At 68.6% G+C, this 24,264-nt stretch carries 17 protein-coding genes and 1 tRNA gene; 8 read left to right on the top strand and 10 right to left on the bottom strand.

Annotated elements, in window-relative coordinates:
- Positions 1-60: 60 nt before the first annotated feature.
- Positions 61-1,320 carry a hydrolase gene (locus tag ACT6QK_RS10405; protein ID WP_444597760.1) on the bottom strand — a complete coding sequence of 420 codons (1,260 nt, stop codon included), beginning with the start codon at positions 1,318-1,320 and terminating at the stop codon, positions 61-63.
- A gap of 96 nt (positions 1,321-1,416) precedes the next feature.
- On the opposite strand from ACT6QK_RS10405, the gene ACT6QK_RS10400 reads away from it, so the two are divergent.
- Positions 1,417-1,962 carry a hypothetical protein gene (locus ACT6QK_RS10400; protein WP_444597759.1) on the top strand — a complete coding sequence of 182 codons (546 nt, stop codon included), beginning with the start codon at positions 1,417-1,419 and terminating at the stop codon, positions 1,960-1,962.
- Entirely contained in the window at positions 1,959-2,297 is a 339-nt protein-coding gene (gene arsC, locus ACT6QK_RS10395) for an arsenate reductase (glutaredoxin) (protein WP_444597758.1), read from the top strand. The genes ACT6QK_RS10400 and arsC overlap by 4 nt, the downstream gene beginning before the upstream one ends.
- Here the strand turns inward: arsC and ACT6QK_RS10390 are convergent, their stop codons facing one another.
- From ACT6QK_RS10390 to ACT6QK_RS10380, 3 genes are all read right to left on the bottom strand, one after another.
- Positions 2,298-6,557, bottom strand: a complete 4,260-nt coding sequence (locus ACT6QK_RS10390; protein WP_444597757.1) for a translocation/assembly module TamB domain-containing protein — start codon at positions 6,555-6,557, stop codon at positions 2,298-2,300. It abuts the gene before it with no gap.
- The gene (locus ACT6QK_RS10385; protein ID WP_444597756.1) at positions 6,554-8,350 is read right to left on the bottom strand and encodes an autotransporter assembly complex protein TamA; all 1,797 of its coding nucleotides are present in this window, start codon (positions 8,348-8,350) and stop codon (positions 6,554-6,556) included. The genes ACT6QK_RS10390 and ACT6QK_RS10385 overlap by 4 nt, the downstream gene beginning before the upstream one ends.
- A 154-nt stretch (positions 8,351-8,504) precedes the next feature.
- Entirely contained in the window at positions 8,505-8,750 is a 246-nt protein-coding gene (locus tag ACT6QK_RS10380) for a hypothetical protein (protein WP_444597755.1), read from the bottom strand.
- Between the two features lie 160 nt (positions 8,751-8,910).
- On the opposite strand from ACT6QK_RS10380, the gene ACT6QK_RS10375 reads away from it, so the two are divergent.
- Both ACT6QK_RS10375 and ACT6QK_RS10370 read left to right on the top strand, forming a co-directional pair.
- The gene (locus tag ACT6QK_RS10375; protein WP_444597754.1) at positions 8,911-10,653 is read left to right on the top strand and encodes an ATP-binding protein; all 1,743 of its coding nucleotides are present in this window, start codon (positions 8,911-8,913) and stop codon (positions 10,651-10,653) included.
- Between the two features lie 132 nt (positions 10,654-10,785).
- Positions 10,786-10,862, top strand: a tRNA-Lys gene (locus tag ACT6QK_RS10370).
- A gap of 51 nt (positions 10,863-10,913) precedes the next feature.
- Here ACT6QK_RS10370 and ACT6QK_RS10365 read toward each other — a convergent pair.
- Entirely contained in the window at positions 10,914-12,899 is a 1,986-nt protein-coding gene (locus tag ACT6QK_RS10365; protein ID WP_444597753.1) for a sialate O-acetylesterase, read from the bottom strand.
- A 289-nt stretch (positions 12,900-13,188) separates the two neighbouring features.
- On the opposite strand from ACT6QK_RS10365, the gene ACT6QK_RS10360 reads away from it, so the two are divergent.
- Positions 13,189-16,293 carry a TonB-dependent receptor gene (locus tag ACT6QK_RS10360; protein WP_444597752.1) on the top strand — a complete coding sequence of 1,035 codons (3,105 nt, stop codon included), beginning with the start codon at positions 13,189-13,191 and terminating at the stop codon, positions 16,291-16,293.
- Between the two features lie 164 nt (positions 16,294-16,457).
- Here ACT6QK_RS10360 and ACT6QK_RS10355 read toward each other — a convergent pair whose 3' ends face one another.
- Together ACT6QK_RS10355 and ACT6QK_RS10350 are read right to left on the bottom strand one after the other, a co-directional pair.
- Entirely contained in the window at positions 16,458-18,305 is a 1,848-nt protein-coding gene (locus ACT6QK_RS10355; RefSeq protein ID WP_444597751.1) for a hypothetical protein, read from the bottom strand.
- A gap of 96 nt (positions 18,306-18,401) precedes the next feature.
- Positions 18,402-19,568 carry a glycoside hydrolase family 88/105 protein gene (locus tag ACT6QK_RS10350; protein WP_444597750.1) on the bottom strand — a complete coding sequence of 389 codons (1,167 nt, stop codon included), beginning with the start codon at positions 19,566-19,568 and terminating at the stop codon, positions 18,402-18,404.
- A 113-nt stretch (positions 19,569-19,681) separates the two neighbouring features.
- Here ACT6QK_RS10350 and ACT6QK_RS10345 point away from each other — a divergent pair, with 113 nt between their 5' ends.
- Entirely contained in the window at positions 19,682-21,043 is a 1,362-nt protein-coding gene (locus ACT6QK_RS10345; protein ID WP_444597749.1) for an alginate lyase family protein, read from the top strand.
- 25 nt (positions 21,044-21,068) lie between these two features.
- On the opposite strand, the gene ACT6QK_RS10340 is transcribed toward ACT6QK_RS10345, so the two are convergent.
- Entirely contained in the window at positions 21,069-21,833 is a 765-nt protein-coding gene (locus ACT6QK_RS10340) for a FadR/GntR family transcriptional regulator (protein ID WP_444597748.1), read from the bottom strand.
- A gap of 124 nt (positions 21,834-21,957) precedes the next feature.
- Here ACT6QK_RS10340 and manD point away from each other — a divergent pair, with 124 nt between their 5' ends.
- A complete protein-coding gene (manD, locus tag ACT6QK_RS10335; protein WP_444597761.1) occupies positions 21,958-23,172 on the top strand; it encodes a D-mannonate dehydratase ManD in 1,215 nt (404 codons plus the stop codon).
- Positions 23,173-23,218: 46 nt separating this feature from the next.
- On the opposite strand, the gene ACT6QK_RS10330 is transcribed toward manD, so the two are convergent.
- Complete coding sequence (locus tag ACT6QK_RS10330) at positions 23,219-23,395, bottom strand: hypothetical protein (protein ID WP_444597747.1); 177 nt, start codon at positions 23,393-23,395, stop codon at positions 23,219-23,221.
- 96 nt (positions 23,396-23,491) lie between these two features.
- Between ACT6QK_RS10330 and ACT6QK_RS10325 the strand changes: the two genes are divergently transcribed.
- Entirely contained in the window at positions 23,492-23,842 is a 351-nt protein-coding gene (locus ACT6QK_RS10325; RefSeq protein ID WP_444597746.1) for a VOC family protein, read from the top strand.
- 1 nt (position 23,843) lies between these two features.
- On the opposite strand, the gene ACT6QK_RS10320 is transcribed toward ACT6QK_RS10325, so the two are convergent.
- Positions 23,844-24,264: hypothetical protein (locus ACT6QK_RS10320; RefSeq protein WP_444597745.1), on the bottom strand; the 421-nt coding region annotated here is incomplete at its 5' end.

Raw genomic sequence — 24,264 nt, 5'->3', positions numbered from 1 at the left:
GCGCAAGGGCGCTGCGGTCCCCCTCCCCCAATGGGGGAGGAATGAGCACGGCTTCAGATCTCATCGGAGAGTCTCCATACGCAGGGCCTTCAGACCCGGCCCGTCGATCTCGCCGGTCGCCAGCTTGCACAGGATCAGGGCCGAGAGTTGCGCCCGTTCGACGAAGCTTTCAGGCCAGGCGAACTCGGCCTCGGAATGGATGTCGCCGCCGCGCACCCCCAGGGTGTCGATATTGGGCAGGCCCGCCGCGTGCAGGTTGTTGCCCTCGCACACCCCGCCCGACGGCTTCCAGGCGATCGGCTGACCCAGCAGGGCGCCGGCGTCGCGCACGGCCTCGAACAGGGCGGTCTGGGCCGCGTCCATCGGCTTGGGCGCCCGGGTCATGCCTCCGTGCAGATACAGGCTCAGCCCCTCGAACGGCGGCGTCTCGACCAGTCGCCCGATCTCGGCCGTGATCCAGTCGGCGGAGGCGGCGTCGGGAACCCGGACGTTGAACCGCACAACCGCGTTGTCGGCCACGACGTTCAGCGGCCCTCCCCCAGCGATCTTCGCCACATTGACGGTGACGCCGTCCCGCTGACCGTTCAGCCCATGCAGGCCGGCGGCGATCAGGGCGGCGCCGGCGACGGCGTTGCGGCCGTCGTCGAAGGCGCGGCCTGCATGGGCGGCGCGGCCGGTAACGATCAGGTGGAAGTTGCCGCTGCCCTTCCGCGCCCCTGCCAGCGTCCCGTCCGGCAGGGCCGGCTCATAGGTCAGGCCGACGTGACCCCGCGCGCCCAGTTCAGCCAGCAGGGGCGCCGATCCGGGTGAACCGATCTCCTCATCGGGGCTCAACAGGACCGTCCAGCCGACCGCCTCGCGACCCGGCCGCGTCTCGAACGCTTCCAGCGCCGCGAGCAGGACCGAGATCCCGCCCTTCATGTCGGCGATGCCCGGCCCGTTCAGCGCCCCGTCGGCGCGGGTGCGAACGGTCTGGAAGACGCTCTCCGTCGGATAGACGGTGTCATAGTGGCCGGTCAGAACGACCTGAACTGACGCCTCGGGTCGCATCGAAATCCGCAGGGCCGGCGCATAGGTCTCGGTCCGGGTCGCGCCGTCGTCACCGACGCTGACGGAATCGGCCGTGGTGACCCGCTCCATCGTCGCGCCCGGCAGGGTCTGGCGCACCTCGGCCTCCAGCGCCGCCAGCACCCTCATCAGGCCCGGGGTATTGCGGCTGCCCGAGTTCAGGTTCGACCAGTCCACCGCCCGCGCGATCAACGCAGGCCCGCGCGCCACGACATGGTCGAGCACGGCCTGGTCCTCGGGAAGAATCCGCATGCTGGGACTTCTAGCCGCGCCGCCCGCAAAGGTGAAGCCGAGGGGTGTGAACGGGCCTCGGCCCGGTCTAGGGAGAGCGACGCACAGGATTGAATCATGACGACGAATGTAGCGGCCCTCTGGCTGCGGGCGATGAACCCCCTCCACCGTCCCGAGGCGATGGCCGAGGCGCAGAGATCGGCCCGGGCCACGGTGGTCGGCCTGGGTCTCTCGCTGATCCTCAGCATCGGCCAGACGGCCTGGATGATGTCCACCCCGCTGTTTGAAACCATGCTGACGGAACAGTATGCGGCCATGGGCCTCAGCCCGGCCGAGATCGCCGTCCAGCAGGGCATGATGCAGACCCTCTGGCCCTACGCCCTGGGCCTGGCCGTGCTCATCAGCGCGATCCTCTATGGCGTGGTCGCCCTGGTCCAGTGGCGGCGCATGGGTCGCGCCATTCCGCTGATCCTGCTGGGTTTCATCCTTTACGGCGTCTTCGTCGGCGGGGGCCTGCGACTGACGGGCGCGGCGATCGACGATCTCGGCATGCCCCTGTGGCTGCAACTGGTCGGGCTTGCGGTGACGGCGGTGACGGCCGTGATCTACACGGCCTCCTTGCAGGGGGCCATCCTCCTGCATCGCCTGAAGGGTCAGCGATGACCGTCACCCTGTTTCACAATCCCCGCTGCAGCACCTCGCGAAATGCCCTGGCCCTGCTTCAGAAGCGAGGCGTCGAGCCGGTCGTCGTCGAGTATCTGAAGACCGGCTGGGATCGGGCGACCCTGGAACGGCTGGCCGGACAGGTCGGCGGCGTGCGCGCCCTCCTGCGCGCCAAGGAAGACGGGGCCAGGGCCCTGCTGGCCGCGAACGCCACCGATGCCACCATTCTCGACGCCCTGATCGCCGAGCCGATCCTGGTCGAACGCCCTATCGTCGAGACCCCGAAGGGCGCCCGGATCGGGCGACCGGTCGAGCGGGTGCTGGACGTCCTCTAGCTACTCCCGGTTGCGGTTCGGCCGGTTGTCCGGCCCGCGCGCGCCCGGGGGCCGCGACGCCCGGCGCCAGCGGATCGACAGGGTGGCGTCGCCCGTCCCGCCGAACTTGGAGCTGATCGCCAGGTTGCGGCGCACCTGCCATTCGACATTGATCGCCGCGCCGTTCTCGCCGCCGCCGATGATCTCCAGATAGACGTCGTCGGTGATGTAGCGACCGCCCGCCACGGTCAGGGCCGAGGCCTCGCCGCCGAACGACAGCCGGTCCAGACCCGCCAGCTCGCGCAGGTTGCCGATCACGTCGAAACCGCCGCCGCCAGCCAGGGCCGCGACCCCGGCCGCCAGTTGGGCCGCCTCGAAGCCCGACAGCTGCGACGCCGACCGGCCGAACAGCACCTGGGACAGGATCTCGTCCTGCGGCAGGGAGGGGCTGGAGGTCAGTTCGATCTTGGGCGAGGCCGCCGTCCCGGTCACCTTGATCGTCGCCGTCAGGGCCGGATCCTCGCGCACCGCCGTCAGGTCCAGCCGGATCAGGTTCGGATCGGTCGACAGGGCCACCGTGCCGCGCTGATCGAAGACGAACCGCTTGCCCGCGAACTCGTAATCGCCGCGCACGACCCGCGCGTTCCCGCTCAGGATCGGCTGGGCGATGGTGCCCGTGACCTGGGCGTTGACGCTCATCTCCACATTCAGGCCGCGCCCGACCACGCGCACGTCGCCGCCCGGCGAGCGCAGCTGGATGTTCAGCCCGAACTGGGGCCCGCGCGATCGCGTCTGTTCCTCTTCGGGAATGTCGCCGCCCGGCTTGTTGATCTCGATCACATCCATGCGGACTACGCCGTTCGAGCCCGGCGGATTGGCCTCGATCCGGGCCTCATCCACGTCGATCCGGCCGGTGAGTTGGATATTGCCGTCGGTCCCACGCACGACCGTCACCGGACCGGAGGCGCGCGCCTCGGCGATGTCGTTGTCGATGATGCGGAACCGCCGCAGTGCCAGCTCGAAGTTCGAGGCCGACCCCTCGCGCAGGCCGATGCGGCCGTCGCCGGTCACCGTGCCGCCGGAGCCGTCATTGGCGGTGAAGCTCTCGATCTGGGCCGTTGTGCCGTCGAACCGGCTGGCCAGATTCAGGGCGTTGAGCCGCAGGCCTGTGGCGTTGTCGCGGAAGGCGCCGTCCTTGACCGTCAGGGCGCCGTTGATGCGCGGCTCGGCCAAAGAGCCGCCCAAGGTCGCCTGCCCGTCCACCTGACCGGACAGCGACCGTTCGCCGCCCAGGAACAGGTCCCAGCTCGGCTGGATCTGGCCCTGGATCGAGACCTGACCCGACATGTTCCGCGTCCGGGCGATGGCCAGCCGCAGCGGCGCGGCCGAGGCCTCGACCGGCAGGGCCACATCGACCGAGGCCCGCACCTGGTCATCGTCATTGGCGTTGGCCTCTATCCGCAGGGTCGAGCCGTCGAGCGTCGCATTGACCGTCCCGTCCACGGCCAGACCGCGCGGGGCGTCGATGCTGCGGACCTGGCTCATGGCGACATTGGCGGTGCCGGTCAGGGAATCTCCCTGCCCTCTCAGCGCCACCCGGCCCGTCACCTGACCGCGCAGGTCCGGCGCGATCGAGCCCAGCTCCACGGCGGTCAGATTGGCGTCGATCGTCGCGCCCCGCGCATCCTGTTTCAGCTCGCCGGTCAGGACGCCGCCGCCGACCGTCAGATCCACGCGCGCCACCTTGCCGTCTCCGGCCAGAGCCAGAACCGCGGGGTTGCGGGTGGTGAAGGCGACCTCGCGCACCCGTCCGCCGCCGGCCAGGGTCAGGCCGTGGTTCTCGCCGGTGCGAGTATAGACGGCCTGGCCGTTGAACTGGACCGGATTGGCGCCGCCGACATCGACGGCCAGGGTCATGGGCAGGCGCGACAGGGTTCCGCGCCCGTCGATATCCAGGCTGCGCATCACCCAGGTCTGGCCTGTGAGACGCAGGTTGCGGGCCGTGACGTCCACGAAGGCCGTCTCAGGGCCGTCGCCCTCGGTCAGTCGCACCCGCCCCTCGGCGCTGCCCGAGGCGATGAAGGCGCCGGGCCGGGCGCTGAAGGTCAGGTCGGCGCTGGAGGGGATCTTGTCCGACAGGGCGACCGCCCCCTGGGCCTTGATCCCGCCGGCGTCCAGATCGACGTCGGTCAGACGGATGGCCGGCCCGCCGAGATAGAAGTTCCCCGAGGCCGTCGCCGGGCCGTAGTTGGACCCGCTATTCAGCACGATCCGGCCGTCCGAGGCGTCGGCGCCCTTCCTGAAGCTCAGCACCAGATTGGCGTTGGTCAGGGTCAGGGGACCGGCCGCCACCTTGTCGAAGGCGGCGATCAGATCGGCGCGCGGCTGGGCCAGGGTGCCGGTCAGGGCGCCGTTCCCGGTCATGGCGCCGTCGATGGCGACTGGGCCGACGCCGAACGGGCCGCGCGCGTTCCAGTCCAGCGCCAGCCTCAGGCGACCGTCGCCCTCGATCAGTCCCTTGGCCGAGGCGCGCCCGGCCGCGCCGGTCAGGTCGCCGCGATTGATCTCGACCCGTCCGCCGTTCAGCAGGCCCTCGGCCTGAAGGCGCGGCGTCTGGCCCAGCAGCCGGTCGATTTCGGCCATGCCGGTGGTCAGACCCTGACCCCGCCCGTCGAACGTGATTTTCCAAGGCGCGCCCGACCGGGCCGAGGAGGCCGTGATCGGTCCACCGAAGGCGCCGCGCGCCCCCGGCTGGATGCGGCCGACGTCGGTGATCCGCCCCTGCCCCCGGAACGACAGCCCGCCCAGCAGATTGCGCCCACCCGAGCCGGTCAGGGTCAGCGCCTGCCCCCTGGCGTCAATCTTGCTCAGCACGATGGCGCCGTCCTTCTCCCGCGCCGCCTGAAGCCGAACGTGGGGCGTCGCGCCCAGCAGGGCGCCGACGATGCCTTCGCTGCGCCCGCCGACCCCGCGAATGTCGCTGTCCAGCGTCAGCCGCCCGCCCTTGTAGGCCGCGTTCAGCGGGCCGGAGAGGCGCGTCGCCTGATAGGAGGCCAGGGAGGCGTTCAACAGGCTGGCCTGACCCTTCAGGGCGAAGTCGTCGGGGGCGCCGGTGAAGACCCCGGTCCAGCTTGCGGGCCCGCCGATGGTCGTACCCGCCAGCCGCGTCAGATTGGCGGTCGCCAGCTCGATGCGGATGCCGTCGGGCGCGGACCGATCGGACATCTTGAGTATGCCGACCGCATGGGTCTCGACATTGTCGGCGAACAGCCGCCAGGCCACGCCCTGATAGCCGTCACGCCGGTCCGGCACGGCGGCGAAGCCGAAGCGGGCCGTGCGGCCGATCCGGTCCACGAAGGGCTGGAACAGGTCCGAGCCGCTGAAGTCGGCATAGCCCGACACACGCGCGCCCGCCTCGCCATAATGGCCCTGGACCGACAGAGGCGTGAAGTCGCCGGTGCGGACCACGGCGTTGATGACCTCGCCGTTCACCAGGGCGACGGCCGAGAAGGGCTGGTCCGGCGAATAGCCCATGGCCCCGGCCAGAGGGCCGCCCTGGGCCTCGTTGGCGCGCAGGTCCAGACGCAGATCGTCCATCTTGCCGCCGAAGGTCGCCGCCAGCTTCAGGAAGTCGCCCGGCCGGTTCAGGCTGCGGGCGTCCACCGTCGCGGTCTTGTTTCCGATGCGCGGGATATGGGCGTCGCCGGTCAGGTTCCAGCGGCCGTATTCCTTCGAGAAGCCCTCCAGCAGTTCGACGCGCGCCGAAAACCGGTCGATGTCCACGCCGATCGGCTGGGGACTGGGCGGCCGCCCGTCCGGCGGATCGATCTCGGGCCGGCGCACGAGTTGAATGACCTCGGCGCTGATCGTGTCGGCCTGGAAGCGTCGGCCCAGCAGGGGCAGATAGGACCAGTCCACCCTGACGTTGCGCGCCTCCAGCCAGACGCCCTTGCGGTCCGTGATCGTCACCCGGCGCAGGGTGAAGTCGTCGAACAGGTCGCCGCTCAGGCCCTCGACATTGATCCGGCCGTAACGGCTGATCTTCTTGCCCTGGATGAAGCTCTCGACCAGCCCCCGTCCCGATCCGGTCAGCAGATACATCCGCCCGCCGACCACCCCGATCACCGCCAGGGCCACCACCGCCGCGACCACGATCCCGGCGATGAACATGACCCATTGCAGCCGCGTGCGACGACGCTTCTCGGCCTTCGCCGGCGTTTCGGGGGCGGGCGTCTCGGGCGCCTCGTCTGGCGCGGTGTCGGGGGTCAGGTCGTCGGTCAAAACGCCTGGCCTATGCTGATGTAGATCTGGAAGGCGGCGTCGCCGTCACGCTTGTCCAACGGCACGGCGATGTCGGCCCGCACCGGCCCGAACGGCAGTTTGTAGCGCACGCCCGCACCGGCCGAATAGCGCGTGTTGTTCAGGTTCGGCGTCTCCTGGAAGCCCACCGCCCCCGCATCGACGAAGACCACCGCTCCGAAGCTCTTGCCGATGTCGCGGCGGATCTCCAGCGAGGTCTCGAACAGGGACAGGCCGCCGCGCGGCGTCCCGTCGGGCAGGCGCGGCGACACCGCCTGGTATTCATAGCCCCTCACCGACCCGCCGCCGCCGGAATAAAACAGCCGGTCCGACGGCACGCTCAGCTCGTCGCCGCCCACGATGCTGCCCAGCCGCAGGCGGCCCGCGAACAGGGTCCGTCCGCCGTCCTGGAGCGGGATATAGGTCGTGGCCTGGGCCTCGGTGCGGAGGAACAGGATGGTGTCCTCGCCCGTCACCGCCGTCGGCTGGACGTTCAGGGTCAGGCGATAGCCCTTGCGCGGATCGAGGGGATCGTCCGACCGGTCCAGATAGGCCCCGGCCCGCCCGGTCACGATGGCCAGGTCGCGGTCAAACACGAGCGGCGTCTGGGTGACCGGATCGAACCGGGTGTAGGAGTACCGTCCCGCGTCGAAGCCCAGGCCATAGCTGTAGTAGGAGGTCCGGCCGATGCGCTGCTGCAGGTCGGCCGCCGCAGCGAAGGCGGTGCGCAGGTAGGCGTCGGTGTCCTCGTTCACGACCGCGGCCGACAGCTTCAGCGTCCGCCCCGGCTTGCGCCAGTGCGGCAGGGACAGGTCGGCGCCGATCCGGCTGTCGATATTGGCCAGTCGCGCCTGGAAGGCCAGGGTGTCGGCGCGGCCGAAACGGTTGCGCCAGGTCCAGATGGCGTCCACCCCGGCCCCCTCGGCCGTGGACCAGCTGGCGCCGACCTCAAGCAGGCGCCTTGACCGATCCGCCAGGGTGACGATCACGGGCCGATTGCCGTCCGCCAGGGTCTGGTCGGCGGGGGCCAGGGCCACGCCCACGCTGTCATAGATGCCGGTCTCGGTCAGGCGGCGCTCCAGCTCGGCGACCTTTTCCGGATCGAAGACATCGCCCTCTTCCCAGGGTGCCAGACCCGCGACCCAGTCGGGATTGGTCGGGCCCGCCGTCTCGACCCGGACGCCGTCCAGGGTGACCAGCCGCCCCGAGGCGATGCGATAGGTCGGAGCCACGGTGTAGGCGGCATGATCCACCACCACGCGGCGCGGCTGGGCGGCGGCGTCGGCATAGCCTCGCCGGGTCAGGCCCGCGATAATCCGCCCCTCGGCGGCGATGACGTCCACGGCCCGGCCGGGGTCGCCCGCCTTAAGCCCGATCTCGCCGCGCACGGCCGTCGCAGCCTCGGCCGCCGGCTCGGGGGCGATCCACTGGATGGCGGGTTCGACCAGCAGGAAGCGCGGCCCCGGAATGACATCGATGATGGCGGACGGGTTTTCCTCGCCCTCGACCACGTCCTCGACCGTTGGCTGATAGAAACCTTCGGACCGCAACAGGGCCGTGGCGGCCTCCACGGCGGACCGGGCGCGCCGCCGGGCCTCGAACCGGTTGGCGGGGGCGTCATCCACCTCTCCGACGGCCAGTTGCAGCTGGGCGCGCAGCTCGCCGGACACCTCGCCGCGAATCTGCGCCTTGGGATCGGCATGCGCCGGGGCGGCCAGGGCGATCAGGACACAGGCCGCCACCACGCCGGCCGCCGTCACTGGGCCAACAGCCACCGCCGCGCGCCGCGTCGGAACCGACATCCCGAACAAGTCGGGTCGTTGCGGACGCCCTGAGGTCAAACCGGATCCTTCATCCAACTCATCGTCCGGCTCCCCACCGCCGGCGACGCGCTCACATCATGCGCCAGTGGCGACGATGTGTCCTCGATCAATAGAAGAGGGTTTCACTCTCGGGCTTGACGGTTTCCTCGGACGAGCGCGCATCCGGCGGAAGGGCGGAGGGGTCTGCGGGCGGCGTCTCGGCCTTTTCGGGTTCTGCGACCGGCGGCGGGCTCTCGACGGGCACGGCTTCGACCGGGGGCTGGGCGGTTTCCACCTCGGCCGGCGCCGGATCCTCGCAACCCGCCAGAAGGGCGGTCGAGGCCAGGGCCGCGGCCAGAATCAATCGTTTCATTTCAGATACTCCCCGAACCCGTCGTGAACGCGTTCCGTCTGTTTGCGTTCCATACCGCCACGCACGCCGCCGGTCACCCCCGGGCTTGAACGATCATCGGTCTCGGAAAGAGAATCTTCGCGATTCGCGCCTAGGATGCCGCGTGGGGAACAGCCGGCCTATGACCGCCAACAACTACGCCATCGTCGCCCAGATCCGTCTGCGGGAGCTCGGAAGCCGGCTGGGTCTCGCCGCCTTCATCGGAGTGGTGGCCTTCGTTTTCGCCCCTTCGGTCTGGCCAATGGTCTGGTTCGCCGCCGTCTGCCTGACCCAGGCGCTGGACTGGGTGGTCTGTCGTCCGCTGCGCCTGCATCCGAATGATGAACCCTCGACCGCGCTCAAGGCCGCCTGCTGCACGACCACGGCCCTGACCGTGGCCGTCTACGCCGCGATGGGCGCCTATGTCTGGTTCGAGGGCGGCGTCACCGGCCAGGTCTTCGCCATGATCCTGAACGCGGGCGGCCTGCTTCATGTCAGCCTGCACATGCACCAGTCGCGCGCCCTGCTCCTCTCCGCCGTAGCCCCGCACACGATCAGCTTCCTGGGCCTGCCGGTGCTGACGGCCGTGCTTCAGCGTGATCCGTCACTGCTGCTCGTGTCCGTCGGCTGCATGCTCTACATGACCCATCTCGTCGTGGCCGTCCGGCAGAGTTCGCAGACGACCAAAATCCTGCGCAACGCCAACCGCACGGCGGGCGACGAACGCCGCAAGGCCGAGATCGCCAGCGCGGCCAAGTCCGACTTCCTGGCCGTCGTCAGCCACGAAATCCGCACCCCGATGAACGCGGTCATCTCGGCCGCCAACCTGTTGCGCCGCACCCGGCTGGACGGCGAACAACGCGAACATGTGTCCATGCTCCTGGACGCCGGGGACATGCTGATGGGCGTCCTCAACGACGTGCTCGACTTCTCCAAGATCGAGGCCGGCAAGATGGAGCTGGAATCGGCGCCGATGAACCTGCGCGACAAGATCGGCGGCCTGGAACGTCTCTGGCGACCGCGTGCGGCGGCCGCAGGTCTGCGCCTGCGCACCGAGGTAGCGACGGACGCGCCGCTATGGATCTCGACCGACGCCCTGCGGATGCAGCAGATCCTCTTCAACCTGATGTCCAACGCCGTGAAGTTCACCGCCGAGGGCGAGATCGTCGTCAGCGTCGACTGGCGCGAGGACGACGCCACGGCGGTCTTCCGCGTCCGGGACACCGGCTGCGGCATTCCGGCCGAACGGCTGACCCATATCTTCAACAGCTTTGAACAGGCCGAGGCGGGCACCACCCGGCGCTACGGCGGCACCGGCCTGGGCCTGGCGATCAGTCGCCGCCTGGCCGAACTGATGGGCGGGTCGCTGACGGTCGAAAGCACCGAGGGCGTCGGCTCGACCTTCACCCTGGTCATGCCGGTTCAGGTGATTCAGGCCGTCCCTGCCCCGGCCGCCCGCGCCGCGACCGAGGCGGAAGACGGCCTGACCGGCCGTCGCCTGCTGGTGGCCGACGACCATCCGGTCAACCGCCGGATCCTGGCCCTGTTGCTGGAGCCGCAGGGATGCCGCCTGACCTTCGCCGAGAATGGTCTGGAGGCGGTCGAGGCGGCGGCGACCCAACCCTTCGACGCCATCCTCATGGACATGCAGATGCCGGTGATGGACGGGCTGGAGGCGTCGCGCCGCATCCGCGCCGCCGGCGCCAACCGGACAACGCCCCTCGCGGCCCTGACCGCCAACGCCATGGACGTGCACCGCGCCGCCTGGGCCGAGGTCGGGGCCGAGGCCTTCCTGACCAAGCCGATCGACCCCATCCTGCTGGTCCGCACCCTGACGGACCTGGTGGCGTCACGGCCCCGCGAGGACCAAATCGCCGTCGCCTGACATTCAGAGCGAAATCGGTCGCGTTGGACGCGGTCCAACTCGGCTCAGATTTCGCTCCAGCATTTTCCAGCAGCCCGCGACAGGGGCTTGACCCGCCCGGCCCGATGCAACAGAAGGCGGTCGCCCGACGGCGCGTCCTTAGCTCAGTTGGTTAGAGCATCTGACTTTTAATCAGAGGGTCCTCGGTTCGAGCCCGAGAGGACGTACCATCGGCGCGGGCAAGACGCCTCGACGCATTGCATGTCGCCACAGGCCGCGCCTCAGTCCGATATCCGCATCGCGAACGGCGTCGCGGGCAGCCCCTCGTCTCCATAGAGATTGACCGGCGGGGATCCCTGCCAGGCGTAGCGGACCTCCCGGGCATTGGCGTCGGACGGCAGCACGACCGTTTTCCCCTCGACCCGCGCTGGAACGAAGCGGCATCGCCGGGCGGCGTCGCACAGTTCGAAAGCCGCCGCATCGTGCGAACCGAAAACGGTCAAGGCCGGAGCTGTCAGGTCAAACGTCACTCTGATGCCGTCGGAGGAACGGTGCGCCTCGACGGGGGACGGCGCGCGGACGACAGATCGGCCGTAGGCCAGACGCTGCATCTCCAGCGCGAGCCGCTCGCCGACCTTCTCCTTGTGCGCGGGATGGATGTCGTGGGCTACGCCCTGGTCGATCAGAACCGCCAGTCCCATGTGCGGGTCCGCCGCCGCCGTCAGACGCTGGACCTCCCGGAGCCTGGCCCAGTCTCCGTCGGTGGGGACGGCGGTGCGCGGCCCGTATCCGGGCAGTTGGGCTACGACCAGGGGCAGGTCGGGGTCGCCGAAGAAGGCCCGCCAGGATGTCGCCCATAGCGTCAGCAACTCGCCATAGGACTCGGCCTCGACCGTATTGGTCTCACCCTGATACCAGGCCACCCCCTTGATTGGAAAACCCTGGAGGGGCGCGATCATGCCGTTCCACATCGTGCTCAGCCCTCGCGGAGCGGACCAGGGCACGGGCGGCGGCGGGGTCGCCCAGGACTGCCGGGCCGGGCCGGGCCTGTATCTCCAATCGCCGGCCAGGCTCATTTCCGGGGCGCCGGCGAACTGAAGCGCGAAGTCCGGCCCCCGGCTCATCATTCCGCCGGCCCCGCGCTCATCGATCACCCTTATGGCCACGATATTGCGCCCCGGCTTCAGCAGCCCGGTCGGCACGGCATACCGCCGCATCTCCGCCGCGGTCTGCGAGGCCCCGACGAGCTTGCCGTTGACCCAGACCTGGTCCCGTTCGTCGATCCGGCCGAGACTGAGGACCGCGTCTCTTCCTGCCTGATCAGGTGTGAGTTCGACGTCCCGCCGGAACCACATCAAGCCGTCGAAGCTCTCCAGCCCCTCAACCCCAGAGCGCTCCCAGCTTCCCGGCAAACGCATCGTCGGCCAGGCGGAGTCGTCGAAGCCTTCATCGCCCTGCGCGACCGCTCCGGCGTCGATCCCCTCAGCCCAGACCTGGGTGGCTGAGGCCAGAGCGGCCGCCGCCGCCACGGGATCACGGGCGTAGTCCACAAGGCGCCGCATGCCTTCTGAATGACGTGAGAGCGTGCCCAGGACGGCAGGCGCCATCCAGTCCTCAATCGACGATCCGCCCCACGACGCCTGTATCAGGCCGATCGGCGCTCCATCGCCGGCCTCCGCCAGCGTCCGGCCCATGTGCCAGCACGCCGCCGAGAAGGTCGGCAGACTGGCCGGTCCGGCCGGCGCCCAGGCCAGTTCAGGATCAAGCCTTTCCGCAGGCTCGGGACGGCTGGTTCGCCTGATCTTAAGGAGGCGGACGGCGACGCCCGCGCCCTCCTCGGCAGTGCGGCGCGGATAGGCCGTATCGCTGACGGCCAGGTCCATGTTCGACTGACCCGAGCACAGAAAAACGTCGCCCGCCGCCACATCGACGGCGGTGATCCTGGACCCGTCGGTCTGGGTGACGATGAGATCCCCGATGCCGCTTGAGACGGGCGGCAAGGTCGCCGCCCACCGGCCATCCGGACCGACGACAGCCCGGGCCTCTGCGCCCAACAGGCTTACCAGAACGCCCGCGCCTGGAGCGCCCTGGCCGCGGACCGGCGCCGGCCGTCCCCGCTGGATCACCATATGATCGGAAAACAGGGGATCAAACGTGAGGAGGTTCGGCGTCGCGGGCGCCGTCTGCAGGGGCGAGGCGGAGGCGAATGAAGCCAGACTGGCCAAACCAAAAGCCAGCAAGACGCGGAAAGTCACGGTACTCGACATTGTCCCCTCCAGACCGGCATGGCCAATTCTTACGACCCCGTCCACCGCGAGGCTATACCGCAGCTAAGCCGATCAAGACACCGGTGTCAAAAGGCAACACCCATATGACTTGACCGGTTCGTCATAGAGGTAAGACCAATTTTTGATTGACACCGGTTTCTTGATCGCCAAAGACCAGTCAGGGGCAAAAAAACAATCGCCCAGGGAGGAAGACACCATGAGCCGATCCTTTCGCGGACGCGTTCGCCACAAAGCCGCCTGTCTGACATCTTCGGCAGCCTGCGCCGTCATGATTGCGGCCTCGCTGGCCGTCGCCCCCGCCTGGGCTCAGACCACGCCGTCGTCGGCGCCGGCCACAGACCCCGACGCTGCGGTGGATCAGGTCGAGGAAGTCGTCGTCCAGGGCATTCGCAGTTCCCTCAACAACGCGCTTGAGATTCGCCGCAAGTCCGACGTCATCCTAGACGGCATCTCGGCCGACGACATCGGCAGCACCCCCGACCTGAACCTGGGCGAGGCGCTCCAGCGCATCCCGGGCGTCCAGATCAACCGCTCCGACGACCGCCGCGACGCCAGCATCAGCGTGCGCGGCCTGCCCAGCGAATATACCCGGACCACCGTCATGGGTCAGAGCGTGGCGGCGCCGACCCTGGGCACGCGCGGCTCTGGCAATCCGTTCGGCGTCTATGACGCGGCCATCTTCGGCGGGGCGGACGTCATCAAGTCCTTCTCGGCGGAAATGCCGGCCGGGGGCCTGGGTTCGATCGTGGACCTTCGTATCCGCCCCGCCCTGTCCCGCCCGGACAGCGCCGTGGTGCGCGTCGAAAGCCAGTACGAGGAGACGACGCAGGAATTCAACCCGGCCTACTTCATGACCGGGTCGAAGAAGCTCACGCCGGATTTCGGCGTCTACGGCACCCTGTCCTACTCGCGTCAGAACTTCCGTCGCGACACCATCCGCATCAACGCCTACACGGCCTACAGCAGCGCGCGGCTGGCGCAGCTGGCGGCCACAAACCCGGCCTTCGCCATTCCCGCGACCACCGACGGCGTGGCCAACCAGGTCGTCTATCCGTCCGAGGTTCGCCAGTATTCCCGCACCTCCGACGGCTATCGCGTGTCCGGCGCCGCCGGCCTGCAATGGCGCGTCAACGACAGCCTCAACCTGAGGCTGGACGCCATCGGTACGCGGCGCGACCTGAACGAGGCGAACCTCGACATCCTGACCGCCTTCCTGTCTGACACCAACGGCATCGTGAACCCGCTGGTGTCCCCCGTTCTGGCCGGCCGGTTCGACCGGGGATCCGACGGCACGGTCGAGAACGTCTATGTCGTCAATCGCGTCCAGGCCAGCGACGTGCAACTGCCGATCGGCAGCCGCGGCATGCCCTCGATCGACCAGAGCTTCGCCTTCTATCCCCAGGCCAATATCCAGCTCGGCGGCTGGAACATCGACGCCGTCGGGACCTATTCGGAGGCCCTGGGGACGCGCGACGAGTTCCTCTACGAGCACCGCATCCAGCCGACGACCGGCCGGGCCGACGCCAACGGCGACGGCATCGACGACCTCAGCAACGGGGTGAACGCCATCCTCGACACCGGTCTGGGGAACTATAGCAACTACCTGTTCGACCTCTCCGTCCCGGCCCGTCTGCTGACGTCCGTCGGTCCCTATGCCGTCAGCGCCGGTAACGGCACCCAGGCGCGCAATGGCATCAGGCCGGAGAACATCGTCTTCACTGCCAGCGGCGCCAATCACCGCGTCGCCCGCGACCTTTACGCCCTCGACCTGAAGGCCTCGCGCGATCTCGACTTCGGCCCGTTCACCAGCGTCCATTTCGGCGGCTACTACGCCCGCGAAACAGCCGACCAGATCTATCAGGAGAACGCGAACCTGGGTCTGCAGCTGAACAATCTCAACAATGAGATCTTCCGGCTGAACACGGCCGTGACCAGCGGCGGCGACTTCTTCGGCTCCGGGGCGCCGGGCGCGGAGCTCGACCAGTTCTGGTCGATCGACTACCGCCTCGTCGAAAGCCTGATCTTCCCGGTCCTGACCACCATTCCGACCAATGTCAGCTTCGCGCCGACGGCGGCCCAGCTGGCGGCCTTCTTCCCGGAGCTGACCCCGGCGGCGCGCTCGCGGATCACCTACGCCCGCATCCTGGAGCTGGCGCCCCGCAACGAGCTGTCGGGCATGATCCAGCGCTTCCCGCTCAACCGGGTCGCGGGACAGAACTTCGAGGCCACGCGCGACAATCTCGAACTCTTCGCCATGACCAAGTTCGACTTCTCGACGGTCGGCGCCGCACTTCCCGTCCGAGGCAACCTGGGTCTGCGCTACGTCAAGGTCGATCTGGAGGGCCTGATCGAGGATCAGGCGCTCAAGTTCTATACCGCCCTCGGTTTCACCCAGGCGGACTTCCGGCCCGGCTATTTCACGCCCGCCGAACCGGCCGGGGGCAGTTTCGACGCCCTGTTGCCGTCGGTGAACCTGATCTTCGACCTCTCACCCAAGCTGGTTGGCCGCGCCTCATACTATGAGACTTTCGAGGCCTTCGATCTGGTGGAGTTCTCGCCCGCGCCGACGCGTGTTCTCGAAAACGTGGACCCCGACCAGGGCGAGACCCTGAGCTCCGTACGCATCGACCTGGACACCTTCGACCTCCAGCCGCGCAGTTCAAAGGCTTTCGACCTGGGTCTGTCCTGGTACAACCGTCCCGGCAGCGTCGTGGCCCTCGGCTACTTCCACAAGACGATCACCAACAACATCCTGCGCCAGAACAACTTCTGCCCCGTCGGCCAGAATTTCGAGGCGGCGGGCCAGACCTTCGGCCCCCTGTTCGTCGATTCGACCGGCTTCTGCCGGATCAATCAGGGGGCGGCAGTCGAGACCGGCAACCAGCGCATCGTCATCAACCGCACGGTCAATGACCCGAACGAGCTGAAGGTTCAGGGCTTTGAGTTCCAGGTCCAGCAGGACCTGAGCTTCCTGTCCGGGCCCTGGCGCCACCTCGGCATGGTGTTCAACGCCACCAAGGTCACCTCCGAAGGCGAGAACGGCGCCAAGCTGTTCGGGGTCGCGGACGAGACCTTCAACCTGATCGGCTACTACGACGACGACGTCTGGCAGGCCCGCCTAGCCTACAACTACGCTTCGGAAATCCTGCTCGAGGGCGGGTCGACGTTCTCGGGCAGCTCCAGCCGGGTCAAGCCGCGCGGCCAACTGGACTTCACCGCGGCCTGGAACCCTTCGCGTGGCGTCGAAATCCGGATGGAGGTGTTCAACATCACCGATTCCCGCCGTGAGGAATACGAGGGCGTCGAGGCCTTCAACCGCGTGGCCGACTATGACGGCCGCACCTATTCGGTCAGCCTGTCCAAGCGGTTCTGACCTGGGACGGCCGGCGCCGAGAGGCGTCGGCCTGTCTGGCTTCACAGCCCTTCCCTGCCGGCGTTGCGCGGCAAGACCATGCGACCGGGCCGGATGTTCTCCGTCCCGGTCGTCGTCGTTTCAGACATTCGGCGTTGAACAGGCGACCGGACGCCCGGCCGCGGTCAGCGGAACTCCATCCGCCATTCCAGCGTGAACGCTCCGCTCCCAGGCGTTTCAGCGCCGCAGTCGAGAACGGACCGGTGGGCGCCCACCGGCGTGAAGTGGATCGCGGGATCGGGCGCGACGGCCCGGCACCTCAACCCCTGCCAGGTGAACCGCGCCACCTCGCCCTCGGCGTACTCCGCCGTCGTTTCCGACAGGGTCGGAGCGCTGGAGAAGGAAGCGAAGGTCATCTCGGTTCTGGCGATCCTGACGCCGGGTTTCGGGATCACCTTGTCGGTGCGCGTGATCCGTCCAGGCTCGAGGACGTAGCGGGTTTCGAAGCCGACGCGGTCGTCCGCGACCGGCGATGCGCCGCCCATCCGGTCGGCGGCTGACTGGCGATAGGTGACGACGGTCCGCGTCCCTTCGGTCGTGACTTCAGCGTTCTCGAAGAAGGCCAGAGGCATCAGCACGGCCCCGTCGTCCAGGGTCAATCGCGGGAGAAGCTGCGGATAGGTCTGGTCCGGCGACCCGGCCAGGACGCCCGGCGAGAACGGGATGGGGAAATAGGGCGTGTTCATGTGCTGGCCGGCGCCCCCGTTGACCAGAGGCAGGCCGATGACCCGGCCCTCGTCCCGATAGGTCACCAGCAGGCGATCATACCGGCCGCGCGAGAACCAGGTGGTCGTGGATCTCGGCAAGGTGTCCAACCAGGTGTCGAAACCGGGATCCGGCTTCTGGTCCTCGAAACCGAGCCGGCTCCAGATGGCGTTGGTGTAGAAGATCTGGCGCGCCAGACTGAGGTTCTCGCCCAGGATGCGGTGCTTGCCGCGATAGGCGTCCGTTCCCCGCCCGTCGTCCCACAGGTTCACCGAACCCGTGCGGGGGTCGATCCAGAAATCGGCATAGCGCGCCGCCACCCGCGAGGAGAAGGCGTAGGCCATGCGCGTCTCTTCAGGCGTCAGCACGTCCAGGGAGGCGGCGGCCGTCAGGACCTCCAGAAAGGCCGTCTCGCCATAGGCCCCGATGCTGCGGCCGTATTCGAACCCCTCGCCCCTCGGATTCAGCCGGGGCAGCATGAGATCGACGGACTTGCGCAGCCAGGTCCGCACTTCGGGGGGGGGCTCGATACCGGTCTCGATGAAACGCTGGGCGATCTCGCCGATCAGAAGAACGGAATAGCGATCGAACCGACCTTGGCCATCGGTCTCGTCGGCAAAGCCGTATTCGCCGGAATACTGGCGGAAGTGATCCAGCGTCCTGGCCAGCAGGGCCTCGCTGGCCGAGGCGTCTTCCCAACCCAGAAGGTAGCGAAGCCGGGCGATGCTGAAGGCCACGCCATAGTAGTTGTTCGGCAGGTCGATCAGGGTCAGGTCGTCTTCCCGCACGAACCGGCGCCAGTCCAGAGCCGTCCGCAACCGCGTCAGGGTCTCCGGATCCACCGCCTCCTCTAGCAGGCCGGCGGACTTCAGATCATTCAGGGCCGAGGCGTAGTAATACAGGCCCCAGGTCTCATTGACGTCGTCACGGGTCAGCAGCGCCAGCCTGCGAAATCCCTCGAGACGCGCCGGAAACTCCGCTGAGTCCCGGGGTGTTTGCACCAGGGCATGCGCCATCCCGGCGGCGATCTTGCCCGGCAGGAAGCGATCGTTCGCCGAAAAGACGTCGACGCCTTCAAGCCGATAGGCCCGCCCCTGCGCCTGCAGGTCTGTCAGCAGGGCGCCGACCTGGGGCGAAATCCGCGTCTCGACCGTGCGGTTCATCGGCGGAGGGTCCGAATAGACCTCGCCCCGGATCGAAGGCTGGGCGACGGCGCACCCGGGGAGGGCGAGGCTCGCGACGCCCGTTATCAGTGCAGCCCGGATCATGGAGGGTCCCGAAAAAGTCGGAAGCGACGCGCACGCCGCTTCCGAGAGGGGGAGAACCTCAATCCTATGCAGGACAGACCACATTATCAACTGGCTTTACCAATCTTTTCGCACGGCCATTTGAGAGGCCGCCATCAGATAGGCGCCGACGCCATAGAGCTGCGTGTCGTCGGCGCGCACCTGATCGGGCGCAAAGCCGACCTGCTGAACCCAGCCCAGCCGCCCATCCGGCTGCACGGCCCGGTCAAGGGCGGCCCAGCCGCGCTCCGCCGCCGCCTCGAACCGTCCGCCCTTCAGCAGGCCGCTATTCAGCCCCCAGGCCAGACTGAAGACGAAGAAGGCCGTGCCGCTCGTCTCCGGCGGCCCCGACGGGTCCAGAAGAGATACGGGCCAATAGCCCGCTTCGCCCTGCAGGCCGACGATCCGTTCCGACATCGTCTGGAACAGCGCCTCGTAGCGCCGGCGATCCGGATCGCTTTCCGGAAGAGTCTGGATCATCTTGGCCAGACCCGCGAGCGCCCAGCCGTTTCCCCGGCTCCAGAAGACCTTGCGCCCTGCCGCATCACGCCGGTCGAAGAAGCGGCTGTCGCGATAGAACAGGGCCTCGTCGCGATCGAACAGGGTCGCCACCGTCGCGTCCAGCTCCCGCTTGGCGTGGGCCGCATAGCGGGGATCCCCGGTCGCCTGCGACAGGGCCGTCCAGACCGGAGGCGCCATGAAGACCGCGTCGCTCCAGCACCATCGGACCTGACACGGAGCCTCGCCGGGACGCTCGGAGAACAACAGATCGACGTTGCTCGGCGACGTCAGAACGGCCTCGAACCGGGCGATGATCGGCGCCAGTCGCCGGGCCCGCTCTTCACCCTCGTGACGCCGCGCGCTCCAGATCCAGGCGTGGCCGATCGCGTCGGCGTCGGCGTGACGAGGCCGATCCTGGAACCCCCAGTTCTCGGCGGCGCCGTGACGCTCGATCGCCTCGACGTACCGCACATCCCCGGTCGCGTCGGCGAAGTCCGCCAGGCCGGCATAGAGAGTCGCCTGGATCCAGTTGCGCGGATCGGCCGTCTGGGGCTGGAAGGTGCGGACATAGTCGAATGTCTGCAGGTGGTTGAGCTGCCAGTCCGCCACGCGCGACGCCGTGGCGATCGCTTCCTGTCGCTGCACGACGACATCGGCCTGGCGGGGTCCGGCGGTTCCCGTCGCGCAACCGGCGAGCAAAGCCAGACCGGCGGCGGCCGCCATCGCCGCCCAGCCCTTGCGCATTCTCGTCATCCCACCGTCGACCGTCATTCTTTTTGGCCTTACCAATATTGTCATGCGCCTTGGTTCTGGCCTAACCTAACCTGTCTTTTGTCGTCCGACCACAGGAGTGCGTCATGTTGCGAGGCCCCTCGCCCGCCCGCCCGGGCGGCCGGCCCGGCCAGAGCGTCGCCGGGTTGGTTCGGATGGCTGCGGCGGCTCTGCTGATCGGCGCGACGGGGTCGAGCGTGCTGGCCCAAGCGCCGTCCGCCAACCCCACGCCCGTCCTCACCCCCGCCCCGGCCCAGGGCCCGATCTGTGACGGCGCACTCGGCTATGCCGAGGCCTTCGGCGGACGGCGGACCTTCCTGCTGCGGCCGGACCATATGACCGCGATCAAGGCGAGATCCGCGACGGATGAGGCTTTGAAACCCGCCCGGGCGGCTGTCCTGCGCCGCGCCGACGCCGCCCTCGCTCGACCGGCCCCCTACACCGTGGTGGACAAGACGCGCCTGCCGGCCAGCGGCGACCCCCACGACTACATGAGCATCGGCCCCTACTGGTGGCCGGACCCGGACCGCCCGGACGGCCTGCCCTATGTGCGGCGCGATGGGCAGGTGAATCCAGAGCGCGCCACCAACGCCTTCGACGCCACAGACATGGAGGCCATGAGCCGGGACGTTCAGGCGCTCTCCCTCGCCTACTATCTCACCGACGACGAGCGATACGCCGCCAAGGCCGCCGAGCTGGTGCGCGCCTGGTTCCTCGCGCCGGAAACCCGCATGAACCCCAACCTCGATTACGCGCAGGCCGTGCCGGGCCGCGAGGCCGGCCGGGCGGAGGGCGTGATCGACGCCCACCGTCTGGTCCGCGTCGTCGAGGGCCTGGGTCTGCTGGACCCCTCGCCCGCTCTGACCGAGCTCGACAAGAAGGCCCTGCGGGACTGGTTCGCCGCCTTGGTCGAATGGATGGCGACCAGCCCGAACGGCCGCGCCGAACGGGCCGCCCGAAACAACCACGGCGTCTATTACGACATGCTGCTGAGCCACTTCGCCCTCTACGCCGGCATGGATGACGCGGCCCGCGCCGTGGTCGGCTCCTTCGGCCAACGCCGGCTCGCGCCCCAGATCGACCCCGACGGCCGTATGCCCCAGGAGTTGGCGCGCACCCGCTCGCTCCACTACTCGACCTGGACCCTGATTGCGGCCATGGATGTCGCCCAGCTCGGCCAGTGCGTCGGGGTCGATGTCTGGGGCTACCGGACACCGGACGGCCGGTCTCTGGCCAAGGCGGTGGACTTTCTGGACGACTGGGCCGGTCGCGAGCGCGAATGGCCCTTCCCCGAGCTCAATCCCGACGAGACCGGCGGTCTGTATGAGGTCCTGCTCCGCGGTGCCTGGGCCTGGTCGGACCCCGAACTGGCGCGCAAGGCGGAACTCTATCGAGCCCGCAACCGCACGGCCGACATCAACCTGCGACTGCCGCCCTATGCGCCCTGAACAGGGTCCGGACGGCATGGATCGCTCACACGGCGGTGCGGCGGGCGATGTCCTGACGACGGGCTTCGGCGTCGGTCCGCGCGCGATCCAGAGCGTCCATCTCGGTCGCGGTCAGAAGCCCGTCGATCACCCGCCCGAGGTGAGCGCGCATGACGTCGCGCGCCGCCTTCGGGTCGCGTCGCGACAGGGCGTCCAGGATTTCGCGATGGTCCTCGATCAAAGGCCGCACCCCCACCTCGCGAGCGCGCGCCAGCATGGCCGCGCACAGGGGCGAGCGATAGCGAATGTCCCACAGGGTCTCGACCACCATGGCGATCGCCGTATTCCGCGTGGCCCGGGCGATGGTGAGGTGGAACCGTCGGTCCGCCTGTTCGCCGATAGACGTCGCCAGACTGTTCTCGCCGACCATGTCGCCCAGAATGACCTCCAGCTCGGCCAGCTCCTCGTCGGTGATGACCGTGGCGGCCAGGGCGCAGGCCTCGCCCTCGAACAGGCGACGCGCCTCGGTCAGTTCGAAGGCGCCGATGTCGAGATCCAGCGGGGGCCCGCCGGCCTCGGCCCCCTCCATGACATAGATGCCCGATCCATGCCGGGCCTCGACCAGTCCCCGGATTTCGAGCGCGATCATCGCCTCGCGCACCGTCGGACGACTGACCCCGAACTCCTCCGCCAGATCCCGCTCCGACGGGAGGCGCGTCCCAACCGGGTATCGACCCGCCGTGATCGCCGCCGATACGGCGCCGGCGACCTGTTGATAGAGTTTGCGCGTGTCGGCGGTCTGAGTGGTCATGCCGAAAATCTAGGATTATTTCCGTGCACTGGCCAGTCCAGTCGCCACCCTGCCGAGACTAGTGAAGGCCGTGCCCATGACTGACCGATCCCGAAACGCCGCGGCGTCCCCCCTGCCCTGGACCATGGCCAATCCAATTGTGGATGCGCGCGTGATCGTGACCTGTCCCGGCCGCAACTTTGCGACGCTGAAGATCACTACGGCCGACGGGACCTGGGGCCTGGGCGACGCGACCCTGAACGGGCGCGAGATGGCCGTCGTCTCCTATCTCCAGGACCACGTCGTCCCCCTCCTGATCGGCCGCGATGCGCACAGGATCGAGGACACCTGGCAGTATCTCTATCGCGGCGCCTACTGGCGCGGCGGTCCGGTCGGCATGACCGCCATCGCGGCGGTCGATGTGGCCCTGTGGGACATCAAGGCCAAGATGGCTGGCATGCCCCTCTATCAGTTGCTCGGCGGCGCCTGTCGCGACGGCGTCACCGTCTATGGCCACGCCAACGGCGACACGATCGAGGAGACGATCCAGGAGGCGCTGAAGTATCGCGCCATGGGCTATCGCGCGATCAGACTTCAATGCGGCGTGCCCGGCCTGCCCAGCACCTACGGCGTGTCTTCCGACAAACTGTTCTACGAACCCGCTCAGGGCGGTCTGCCGGTCGAGAACCAGTGGTCGACGCCCGAATACATGCGCACGGTGCCGCAGTTGTTCGCCGCCGCCCGCGAGGCCCTGGGCTGGGACATCGAACTTCTGCACGACGTGCATCATCGCCTGACGCCGATCGAGGCCGGCCGTCTCGGCCGCGATCTCGAACCCTATCGGCCCTTCTGGCTCGAGGACGCGACCCCGGCGGAAAACCAGGAGGCGTTCCGGACCATCCGCCAGCACACGACGACGCCCCTGGCCGTGGGTGAGATCTTCTCCTCCATCTGGTCGTGCAAGACCCTGATCGAGGAGGGGCTGATCGACTATGTCCGGGCCACGGTCGTCCATGCTGGCGGCATCACCCACCTGCGGCGCATCGCCCTGCTGGCCGATCTGCATCAGGTGCGCACCGGCTGCCACGGCGCCACGGACCTGTCTCCCGTGACCATGGCCGCCGCCCTGCATTTCGGCCTGTCGATCCCGAACTTCGGCATCCAGGAATACATGCGCCACACCGACGAGACCGACGCCGTCTTCCCCCACGCCTACGGCTTTAGAGACGGCATGCTGCATCCCGGCGAGGCGGCCGGTCTGGGCGTGGATATCGACGAGGCCCTGGCGGCCCAGCATCCCTACCGGCGCGCCTATCTGCCCGTGAACCGCCTGCGCGACGGCGCCATGTTCAACTGGTGAGGCGTCCGCTGATCGGTGCGGGCGCGGACACCGGGTCAGGCGGCGCTCACTCGTCCGGCGGTGATCGCTGACACCCGGCGACGCGCTCAGCCGACGGCGGGGGTTTCCTGTCCGACGAATGACTGTCCTTGCTCCCGCCGCCGCTCGCACACAGCGGCGTCGGCGGCAGCTCGGCCTCCATCAAGGCGCACAGGCGGCCGGAACCGGCGGTCAGGACGATCATGGCTTAATCTGCTATTGCGAACCGTTAGCAGGTTTGCGTGGATGCGCACGGCATGCAAGCCTGTTTCAACACTTCTCCGACCAAGGACCATCAACCGTGCGTGAAGACGGCAAGATCGACTATCTGGAGCTGCCCGCCGGCGACATCGACCAGGCCAAGGCCTTCTACGCCCAGGCCTTCGGCTGGACCTTCCAGGACTATGGACCGACCTACGCCGCCTTCGACGAGGGTCTGGACGGCGGCTTCGACGCCGACCCGGCCGAACGCACCCGGGCGCCCCTGCCCGTCCTCTACGCCCAGGATCTGGAGGCCATGCTGGAACGGGTCGAGGCCGCCGGCGGGGTGATCCTGCGCTCGATCTTCGCCTTCCCCGGCGGGCGGCGCTTCCATTTCCGCGATCCGGCGGGGACGGAGATGGCCGTCTGGTCCGACGGCGCCGAACCCTAAATCAGCGCGGATCGACCGACTGGGCGATTCGTTCGGCCAGGGCCGCGTCGGCGCCCTCCACGCTCGCGACCCAGACGTGGATCTCGCGCGGCGCCGTCGGACGCTGGAACAGATGCTCCTTCGCGTGGCGCTGGCCGTCCTCGGTGACGACGATCGACGCCCGTCCACCGGCCTCCACGGTCTCTCCGGTATAGATCGGGAACTGGGACGAAGGGCCCGTATAGACCATGACGAACGACTGCTCGCCGCGCTTGATCGCATAGACGTCGAAATCGGGGCCGGGACGGCCGCGGACGACGCTGAAGCCCTGCGGCAGGTCCAGACGGAACGGCAGGGCGGCGACGGCGGCGGGCGCCAGTGCGCCGGCGGCGGCGGGCGGCGGCGCTCTCGGGCGGGCAGCGTCAGCGGGTCGCGATCGCGCG

Origin of the sequence: Brevundimonas sp., from assembly GCF_052436175.1 — a bacterium.
In the GTDB taxonomy this organism is placed as follows: domain Bacteria; phylum Pseudomonadota; class Alphaproteobacteria; order Caulobacterales; family Caulobacteraceae; genus Brevundimonas.
Note: the sequence above shows the minus strand (reverse complement) of the source record. Positions and strands in the feature narration are given on the sequence as shown.

What these genes read in the sequence shown, in the direction of transcription:
- ACT6QK_RS10405 (WP_444597760.1), bottom strand. Translation starts at nt 1,320, where the DNA reads ATGCGGATTCTTCCCGAGGACCAGGCCGTGCTCGACCATGTCGTGGCG.
- ACT6QK_RS10400 (WP_444597759.1), top strand. Translation starts at nt 1,417, where the DNA reads ATGACGACGAATGTAGCGGCCCTCTGGCTGCGGGCGATGAACCCCCTC.
- arsC (WP_444597758.1), top strand. Translation starts at nt 1,959, where the DNA reads ATGACCGTCACCCTGTTTCACAATCCCCGCTGCAGCACCTCGCGAAAT.
- ACT6QK_RS10380 (WP_444597755.1), bottom strand. Translation starts at nt 8,750, where the DNA reads ATGAAACGATTGATTCTGGCCGCGGCCCTGGCCTCGACCGCCCTTCTG.
- ACT6QK_RS10375 (WP_444597754.1), top strand. Translation starts at nt 8,911, where the DNA reads ATGACCGCCAACAACTACGCCATCGTCGCCCAGATCCGTCTGCGGGAG.
- ACT6QK_RS10365 (WP_444597753.1), bottom strand. Translation starts at nt 12,899, where the DNA reads ATGTCGAGTACCGTGACTTTCCGCGTCTTGCTGGCTTTTGGTTTGGCC.
- ACT6QK_RS10360 (WP_444597752.1), top strand. Translation starts at nt 13,189, where the DNA reads ATGATTGCGGCCTCGCTGGCCGTCGCCCCCGCCTGGGCTCAGACCACG.
- ACT6QK_RS10355 (WP_444597751.1), bottom strand. Translation starts at nt 18,305, where the DNA reads ATGATCCGGGCTGCACTGATAACGGGCGTCGCGAGCCTCGCCCTCCCC.
- ACT6QK_RS10350 (WP_444597750.1), bottom strand. Translation starts at nt 19,568, where the DNA reads ATGCGCAAGGGCTGGGCGGCGATGGCGGCCGCCGCCGGTCTGGCTTTG.
- ACT6QK_RS10345 (WP_444597749.1), top strand. Translation starts at nt 19,682, where the DNA reads ATGTTGCGAGGCCCCTCGCCCGCCCGCCCGGGCGGCCGGCCCGGCCAG.
- ACT6QK_RS10340 (WP_444597748.1), bottom strand. Translation starts at nt 21,833, where the DNA reads ATGACCACTCAGACCGCCGACACGCGCAAACTCTATCAACAGGTCGCC.
- manD (WP_444597761.1), top strand. Translation starts at nt 21,958, where the DNA reads ATGGCCAATCCAATTGTGGATGCGCGCGTGATCGTGACCTGTCCCGGC.
- ACT6QK_RS10330 (WP_444597747.1), bottom strand. Translation starts at nt 23,395, where the DNA reads ATGATCGTCCTGACCGCCGGTTCCGGCCGCCTGTGCGCCTTGATGGAG.